Raw genomic sequence first — 7,397 nt, 5'->3', positions numbered from 1 at the left:
TTGCCACCCTTCACGCCATCGAGCATTTCGACCCGTGATGTGGTCGAGGCCATTTCTGATCATAACCACGTCCGCAAGGTCCCCCAGGCAGCAGAGCCGCCCGCATTGACGGCGATCATGCGACAGGCAAGCGCATGATCTGGAGTAGACTTGAGCCAGTGAGTCGCCCAATCACTGATCAGGAACCGTCGTTGGAAACCGCACTCTATCTGCCGGTCAAGCGATTTCTCGAGAAGCTCGGCTTTACGGTCAAGGGCGAGATCGGCGGTTGCGACCTCGTGGCGCTCAGCGGCGGCGAACCCCCGATCGTGGTCATCGGCGAATTGAAGCTCGCCTTCAATCTTGAACTGATCCTGCAAGCGGTCGATCGCGCTGGCGCCTGCGACGAAGTCTGGCTAGCGGCCAAATTGTCGGCGCGTGGCAAAGGGCGGGAGAGCGACGCGCGTTACCGCAATCTCTGCCGCCGCCTCGGCTTTGGCATGCTGGCGGTCACCACGTCGGGTGCAGTCGAGGTGATCGTTTCCCCAACCACCGTTCCTCGCCGAGATATGAAGCGACGATCACGCCTGATTACCGAGCATCGAAAGCGTCAAGGCGATCCGGCCCTCGGCGGCAGCACGCGTGCCCCGATCATGACGGCGTACCGGCAGCAGGCGCTGGCCTGCGCCTCGGCGCTATTGCAGGGTCCGCGCAAGGTGCGCGATCTCAAACCGGCCATTCCGGACGCGCCAAAAATTCTGCTGCACAATGTCTACGGCTGGTTCGACCGCGTTGAGCGCGGCATCTACAGTCTGACCGATTCCGGGCGTGCGGCGTTGAAACGATGGCCGCAGCAACCCATCGACTTTGCGGCTGCCGGCGATTCAGTTTCGTGATCCAGGCAAGTTCGGCCGGATCGAAAACCGCCAGGAGAGCCGAATGATCTTGGTAACAGGCAGCATGACGGCAAGGGAGGATTCCATCCAGGAGGCTCGCCGCTTGAGCCTCGAACATGTGCATCGCTCGCGGAAGGAACCAGGCTGCCTCTCCCACGCCGTGCATATCGATTGCGAAAATCCGTACAGGCTAGTCTTTATCGAGCAGTGGGCCGACCGGGCTGCGTTATCGGCGCATTTCGCGCTGCCAGCTTCGCGCGATTTTGTCCGCGCCTTGCGCCCGTTGGCCGCGGCCGCCACGACCCTCGAAATCTATGACGCTGCGGCGGTGAGCCTTTGAACCCGACAATGCATAGCTGGATTGCCACATCAGTTTCATATTGCAATGCAACATACCCATCCCTAGATATCTTCAGCGAAGTGAGGGGTCGGCGATGAGCCAGGATTGGAACACCAAGTACGGACCGCGGCGCGTTCGGCGTGATCCGCCTACGCTCGAAGAAGCAATCTTCGCGGCCGCGGGCATCACGGAAGACCAGAGCGAACAGGCCGAAATCGCCGCGTCGCTGATGGGGATGCCGATCGAAACGGTCACCGCTGAAGTGAAAAAGGCGGGACGTGCACAAGCACGTTCGATAACCCGCGTGATCGCCGGCGAACAGGGCGCACAGCGTTCGGTCGTGGTCGAACGTCGCGTGGTGAGAAAATTCGGTAACGACAAACGGACCGGGACTTGAGCACCGCCGGCGGCGATTCCAGAGATCGGCGCCGCTCACGCCGTCTGCTTCCAGCCATATAGCTGCAACAGAAACTTCCAGTAAGCGCGATTGAACTGGACGACCGCCCGCGCCGTATCCATTGGCGTGAGGACGGCCGGCGTTGCAGGCGCAGTGCGCTGTTCTTTCAGGTCGATCGTTCCGGTGGATTCGCCATGGCGGAATGTCAGATGTGCGCCGAACTTGTTGGCGAGCGCCCGCATCGCGCCGTTTTGAGCCCCGGTCGTTATCCGCAGCGTGCGATAGCCTTTGGCGCGCGCTTCCGCGATCAGCTTCCGGAACAGAATGCTGCCGACTCCCTGGCGTCGAACACCAGCCTCGACGCTGAACGCGATCTCCGGCTGCACGTCCGGCGACGTCTCCGGGGGATGAAGCTCCGCTGCGCCTCGAACCACGCCCTCTTCGAGATAGGCGATGACAAGCGTGCCGTCGCTTGCGCATTTTTCGGCGTAACGTTCGATGAAGCTGTCGTCCATGAAGCCGTGAAAACGGTCATGGCGGCTCTCGTGATCAAGCCTTAGTAGATGAGCCCGCAGCAGCGGCAGCTCTTCCTGCCGGCTCAGCGTCCGAACGGTGCCTTTGGCGAGTGTTGAACCCGCAACGTCGTGGTAGCTCACGTGAAAACTCCTCTTGGAAGCCCTCGAGGAGGCGTCGAATCCCTAGACGTCACATATTGTGCATTGCAGCATAAAATTCAAGGCCTCTTTGGGGCTTGGAAGATCGCCGTTAATCGCCCCGCGTTGCCTAGAGAACCATTTGGGTCTGCGTCACGATCGCAATCAGCTTTCCTTCGTCGGTTTCAAGCCGCGTTTGCCAGACCTGCGTACGCCGTCCCCGATGGACCGGTGTCGCTGTCGCGACGACCGTGGTCCCTTCCTTGGCGCCGCCAATGAAGTTCGTCTTGCTTTCAATGGTGGTCGTACCCTTGGCATCGTCCGGCAAATTGATCACGGTTGCCGCAGCGCCGACCGAGTCGGCGAATGCCATCACCGCTCCCCCGTGAATGCTGTGACTGACCGTGCAGAGATCGGGACGGACCAGCATCCGTGCCACGACGCGGTCCTTGCCGGCTTCAACGAAAATAACCCCCGTCAACTCCGCAAACGGCATCTTCATCGATTGAATTTTTTCAAGTGGCGTCATTTGTTCTCCTGCAGCGCGCTCATTCTACGAGAGCCCGAAAGGCCTGGACGCGAGGTTTTCAACTGGCGCTAGTGTCCCGATTCCGATGTTCGTAGCATTTTGCGGAGCCACGTTTACTTCTCCACCCCGCACCATTCGGCAATGAAGAGCGCCGTGGTCTTGGTCGCCTTGCGCAAGGATTCCAGATCGACATATTCGTTGAACCCGTGCATAGCAGCCCCGCTGGCGCCAAAACAGAGGCTCGGAATGTTGTGGTTCAATCCGTAGAACCGCGTATCCGTGAGAGCGGTGAAGGCAAGTTCAGGCACGCTTCCGCCAAAAACCACATCGTAGGCTTTTGCAAAGGCAGCTTCCGCTTCCACAGACTCTTTCAACTCATAGCCTTCCGAAAGGAACCCGCACCATTCCACGCCGGCCGGATTGTTGGCTAGGAAGCGATGGTTTCGGGACGCCGCGGCAACGTGCCGCAAAATTTCCGACTGACAGTCGGCAACTGACCAGCCCGGCAGGATTGCGATCCGGCAATCGACATCGCACCAGGCCGGCACGCTGGAGGCCCAGTCACCACCCTTGATGATGCCGGGATTGAAGTTGATCGGATGTGTCACGGCGCCGAAGTGGCGGTCGGCGCTTGCACGCTTGTTCCACTCGGTCTCGAGTTGCTCCAGCGATTGAATCAGGTGATACGCCGCCGTGATCGCGTTCGATCCACTGCCGGCCTCGAACACGTGGACGGGGTGGCCCCGTACTTTCAGACGAAACCAGATGACGCCCACTTGCGAGCGCACCATCTTGCCACTGGTCGGTTCCGGGATGAAACAGGCGTCTGCGCGATAGCCGCGCTGCAATGTCGAAAGTGCGCCAAGCCCGGTGCTTTCCTCCTCGATGACCGACTGAAAATGAATCCGCGCCGTCGGCTGAAACCCTGCTGCCCTGATCGCGTCGAGCGCATAAAGCGCGCCAATGGTGCCTGACTTCATGTCGCACGCGCCACGCCCATACATGCGGCCGTCCCGCACGACGGGAGAGAATGGCGGCGTGTCCCACATGTCGTGCGGTCCTGCCGGCACGACGTCGCAATGGCCTTGCAGGATCAGCGATTTGCCGGCGGCGCTCGCGGGCCGATAGGTGCCGACGACGGTGCGGGCCTTGGAGAAATCATGCTCGATCGGACCAAAGCCACGCAGATCCCTGAGATCGTCCACATGGATGTGCCAGTCGTCGACTTCGTAGCAGCGCTCGCGCAGGAGATCGGCGATCATGTCCTGGCATGGACCCTCGGCGCCGCGGGTCGAAGGAATCGCGACAAAATCACGGGTCGTCGCCAATTGCGCGTCAAACCCGGCATCGACCGCATCCAGGATCTTCTGCCTGACGTCGTCAACCTTCATCGTCCGACCCTCACCACGTCTCCCAAAAGACGATTATAGCAGCGCGCGTGGACGGCGATACTCGATACACTTTGAGAATCGACGCGCTCTCAATAGACTTCGCGCCAGAGCTTCACTTGCACCGGAAAATCCGAAATGACCGAACCTGATGTCTCGTTCCCGACGGAGAGTTCCGGAATCCAGGTCGCGCGGAAGGCCCTGTGTCTCCTGGCCACCCTCGGATTGCTTGTGGCCGCCACGCAGGCGCAAGCGACCGTTGGGCGCGAGCAGGATATCGTTGGCTTGCGGCTCGGACAGCGCGTCAAGGTAGACGATGGGAGTTGCCCCGCCGGCCAGATCAAGGAAGTCTCGGGCGCCAAGATGACGTCAACCGGTATCGTTTGGGAACGGAAATGCATCCCTCGAGTCGGCCCCAAGCAAAAATAGACGACCGCGATCCCCGAAAGGCGCCCGCGAACCCTTCTTATTGGATGAAGTCACCGCATTTCTGGACGGTGGTATCGGCTGTTCCCCATGGCATGATCGGCACCGAGGATGTCGAATTTTTCGGAGAGCCTTCGATCAGCTTGTCCGAGTAGACCATGTAGACCAGCACGTTCCGCTTGGCGTCACAGCCGCGCACGATTTGCATCTTCTTGAAGAACAACGAACGCCGTTGCCGGAACATATCGTCACCCTGCCCCATCTTGTCCTTGAAATGAATCGGGCCGATCTGCCGGCAGGCCAGCGAAATGTCCGACACTTCCTCGGCTATTCCCAGCCAACCCTTGATCCCGCCCCGCTCGGGCACCGTGAAGTGACAAGCCACTCCCTCCACTTCGGGATCGTCGACGCCGTAGGTCGCCAGCTTGTCGTTGGGGCTGAGCCATTTGAACACCGTGGAGCGGCGGAAGATCAGATCCGGTTCGTCGGCAGCCCGCGCAGGCGAAGCTGCCGATACCAGCAGGGCAAGCAGCGGTAACAGCAGTTTGATTCTCCGTCGCCTCTCATGGGGTTGGGATGCGGGGCGTGCCATGACGATCTCCTGATATCCGATGACGAATTAGGACGATGGGAACACCGTCGTCCCTTGAGTTCCGGAATCAAATGGCGCCGGCAACTCATTGATCCAGCGTGGCTTTGATCCAAGCCCCGCTTTGACATGAAGAAGACGGTATTGGGTGCACATTTCCGGGGCTGGGCAAACTTTAGCGACATCGCGATGTAGGCGCCGGACGCCACGACGGAAAGGCCTTGGGTCACTAGGCGTTAATATTAAGTGAGGCTTTTTTGCTACGCTTAGATTCCAAACTGAGAGCTTTAGAGGCCTTACGCTGGTGAAACCCGTACCTCGTCTGCAACACTCAACTACAAGCTGGAATATGGAAGGCGCGCGCGTGAGCGGACAAGGGGTTTGGTTTGGGGGCGGACGGCTTTGGCAGCTCGCCGTTTTTGCGGCAACTGGAGTGCTCGGTATCACGTCGCAGGCGCAAGCCGCGATCTATTACTGGCAGGATTCACCACCCGGCATCGCCCAAGGGGCGCCGAGGGAGCCGGTCCGGCGCGCCAAAGGTCCGCGCCACGGCGAAAAGAAACCCGGCGCCGTTGTCGCGAAGGAATCGAAACCCCAGGGACCACTGATCATTTCGATTTCGATCGCCCAGCAGAAGCTGCGAATCTACGACGCGCACGGGCTGTTCGCGGAGACCCCGGTTTCCACCGGCATGCCCGGCCATCTGACGCCGATGGGCGTTTTCAGCATCATCCAAAAGCAAAAGTTCCATCGTTCCAACATCTATAGCGGCGCGCCGATGCCCTTTATGCAGCGGATCACCTGGTCTGGTGTCGCCATGCATGCTGGCGTGCTGCCGGGACGTCCGGCCTCGCACGGCTGTATCCGCATGCCCATGGCTTTCGCGGTCAAGATGTATGGCTGGACCAGAATGGGCGCGCGCGTCATCGTCGCGCCCGGCGATATCACGCCAGCCAGCTTCACCCACCCCCTGCTCGCGGCGGTAAAGGTCACGCCCCGGCCGGTCGCCGTGGAAGAGACGAAAGCGGACGTCGTTGCGGTTCAAAAGCCCCAGCAACCGGCGCAGACCGAGGCAAACGCGGCGCCAGCCGGAGACCAATCCAAAATTGAGCTGCGCCCGACGGTCGGTCATGCCGCCGAAACCAAGCCGGCGGACCAGATGCAAACGCCAGATGCGAGCGGTGCGCTACTCATATCGCTTTCGACGAGCACGCCGGACGCCGCACAGGCCGATGAGCGTGTCCCCTCGGAGGTTGCGATCGCCGATCACGGGGATGCCTCAAAGGCCACGACGGACGCGGACGCTCCGAAATCGGAAATCGCAAACGCGATGAAGCGTGACGCAGCGGCTGCTTCCGCTGGAAAGCCCGCGAGCGCGAGATCGACCCCGGCTCAGCCGACAAAAACCGCAGAGAGTGACAACAAACCAGTCGAGACCGTGAGCGATCACCTCGCGAAGCCAGGGGCTGCGACCGCGGCCAGCGAAGCAGCGAAGCCCGACGACACGGCAGGAAGCGGCTCTCCAACCGAAGCGAAGGTAAAGACGGCCGAGGGCCAGGGCGACAAGCCTACCGCGCCGGCTGTCGTACCCGCTGCGATGATCGAAACGCCGCTCAAGGACGACGTCAAAAGCGACTTTGCGAACACTGCCGCTTCCAAGGCAGATCCAGGCTTTAGCTTCAAGAATGCCGGACAGATCGCGGTTTTCGTCAGCCGCAAGGATTCAAAACTTTACGTTCGGCAGAACTTCTCGCCGCTGTTCAACGTGCCGGTGACGATTGCCCCGGACGCACGTCCGCTCGGTACGCATATTTTCACCGCGCAGGTCGACGGCACCGATGCCAACGTCCTGCATTGGTCGGTGGTCTCGCTGCCTATCCCTTCCAGATTCGCCGAGCGGCGCGCCGAAGACGAGCGTAATTTACGCGGCCGCAAGTTCGCGAGCACAGGCCCGATCCGGCCCAAGCCGGTGCCTGTGCCCGATAGTCCGGCCGAGGCATTGGACCGCCTCAGCCTGCCCGCGGAAGTCATGGCGAAAATCTACGAGGCGGTTTCGACGGGTGGCTCGATCATCGTCTCCGATCAAGGCATCGCGGCTGGTGAAACCGGCGAGGGAACGGATTTCATCGTTTCGCTGCGTTAGCCTCCGCGCTCTCGGCTGGTCGGCGCGTCGCTTCCGGCGCAAACGGCTTTGCTTGCT

Annotated in this window: 9 protein-coding genes; 5 read left to right on the top strand and 4 right to left on the bottom strand. The window is 60.8% G+C overall.

Going from position 1 to position 7,397, the window contains the following annotated elements:
* Window positions 1–191: 191 nt before the first annotated feature.
* The 3 genes from WB528_RS14475 (at window position 192) to WB528_RS14465 (ending at window position 1,612) form a co-directional block, all read left to right on the top strand.
* Window positions 192–875 carry a DUF2161 domain-containing phosphodiesterase gene (locus WB528_RS14475; RefSeq protein WP_423889096.1) on the top strand — a complete coding sequence of 228 codons (684 nt, stop codon included), beginning with the start codon at window positions 192–194 and terminating at the stop codon, window positions 873–875.
* A 43-nt stretch (window positions 876–918) separates the two neighbouring features.
* Complete coding sequence (locus tag WB528_RS14470) at window positions 919–1,215, top strand: putative quinol monooxygenase (RefSeq protein WP_423889095.1); 297 nt, start codon at window positions 919–921, stop codon at window positions 1,213–1,215.
* A 94-nt stretch (window positions 1,216–1,309) separates the two neighbouring features.
* A complete protein-coding gene (locus WB528_RS14465) occupies window positions 1,310–1,612 on the top strand; it encodes a hypothetical protein (protein ID WP_423889094.1) in 303 nt (100 codons plus the stop codon).
* Window positions 1,613–1,647: 35 nt separating this feature from the next.
* Here WB528_RS14465 and WB528_RS14460 read toward each other — a convergent pair whose 3' ends face one another.
* The 3 genes from WB528_RS14460 to WB528_RS14450 all read right to left on the bottom strand — a co-directional run bounded on the left by WB528_RS14460 (window position 1,648) and on the right by WB528_RS14450 (window position 4,185).
* Window positions 1,648–2,268 (bottom strand): N-acetyltransferase family protein, encoded by a 621-nt coding sequence (locus tag WB528_RS14460; protein WP_423889093.1) that lies wholly within the window; start codon window positions 2,266–2,268, stop codon window positions 1,648–1,650.
* Between the two features lie 127 nt (window positions 2,269–2,395).
* On the bottom strand, window positions 2,396–2,794 hold the full coding sequence (locus WB528_RS14455; RefSeq protein WP_423889092.1) for a PaaI family thioesterase: 399 nt from the start codon (window positions 2,792–2,794) through the stop codon (window positions 2,396–2,398).
* A gap of 113 nt (window positions 2,795–2,907) precedes the next feature.
* Window positions 2,908–4,185: an ArgE/DapE family deacylase gene (locus WB528_RS14450; protein WP_423889091.1), complete on the bottom strand. Its 1,278-nt coding sequence runs from the start codon at window positions 4,183–4,185 to the stop codon at window positions 2,908–2,910.
* A gap of 135 nt (window positions 4,186–4,320) precedes the next feature.
* On the opposite strand from WB528_RS14450, the gene WB528_RS14445 reads away from it, so the two are divergent.
* Window positions 4,321–4,611 carry a DUF6719 family protein gene (locus WB528_RS14445; RefSeq protein ID WP_423889090.1) on the top strand — a complete coding sequence of 97 codons (291 nt, stop codon included), beginning with the start codon at window positions 4,321–4,323 and terminating at the stop codon, window positions 4,609–4,611.
* Window positions 4,612–4,648: 37 nt separating this feature from the next.
* On the opposite strand, the gene WB528_RS14440 is transcribed toward WB528_RS14445, so the two are convergent.
* A complete protein-coding gene (locus tag WB528_RS14440; protein ID WP_423889089.1) occupies window positions 4,649–5,200 on the bottom strand; it encodes a CreA family protein in 552 nt (183 codons plus the stop codon).
* 430 nt (window positions 5,201–5,630) lie between these two features.
* On the opposite strand from WB528_RS14440, the gene WB528_RS14435 reads away from it, so the two are divergent.
* A complete protein-coding gene (locus WB528_RS14435) occupies window positions 5,631–7,340 on the top strand; it encodes a L,D-transpeptidase family protein (RefSeq protein ID WP_423889088.1) in 1,710 nt (569 codons plus the stop codon).
* Window positions 7,341–7,397: the final 57 nt, after the last annotated feature.

Origin of the sequence: Bradyrhizobium sp. (genome assembly GCF_049586575.1) — a bacterium.
Lineage (GTDB): Bacteria > Pseudomonadota > Alphaproteobacteria > Rhizobiales > Xanthobacteraceae > Bradyrhizobium.
The sequence above is the reverse complement of the archived record's forward strand: the minus strand, read 5'-3'. Positions and strand labels throughout refer to the sequence as shown.

Bases quoted from the DNA above. Each gene is read 5' to 3' on its own strand.
- WB528_RS14470 (WP_423889095.1), top strand. From the start codon at position 919: ATGATCTTGGTAACAGGCAGCATGACGGCAAGGGAGGATTCCATCCAG.
- WB528_RS14465 (WP_423889094.1), top strand. From the start codon at position 1,310: ATGAGCCAGGATTGGAACACCAAGTACGGACCGCGGCGCGTTCGGCGT.
- WB528_RS14455 (WP_423889092.1), bottom strand. From the start codon at position 2,794: ATGACGCCACTTGAAAAAATTCAATCGATGAAGATGCCGTTTGCGGAG.
- WB528_RS14450 (WP_423889091.1), bottom strand. From the start codon at position 4,185: ATGAAGGTTGACGACGTCAGGCAGAAGATCCTGGATGCGGTCGATGCC.
- WB528_RS14445 (WP_423889090.1), top strand. From the start codon at position 4,321: ATGACCGAACCTGATGTCTCGTTCCCGACGGAGAGTTCCGGAATCCAG.
- WB528_RS14440 (WP_423889089.1), bottom strand. From the start codon at position 5,200: ATGGCACGCCCCGCATCCCAACCCCATGAGAGGCGACGGAGAATCAAA.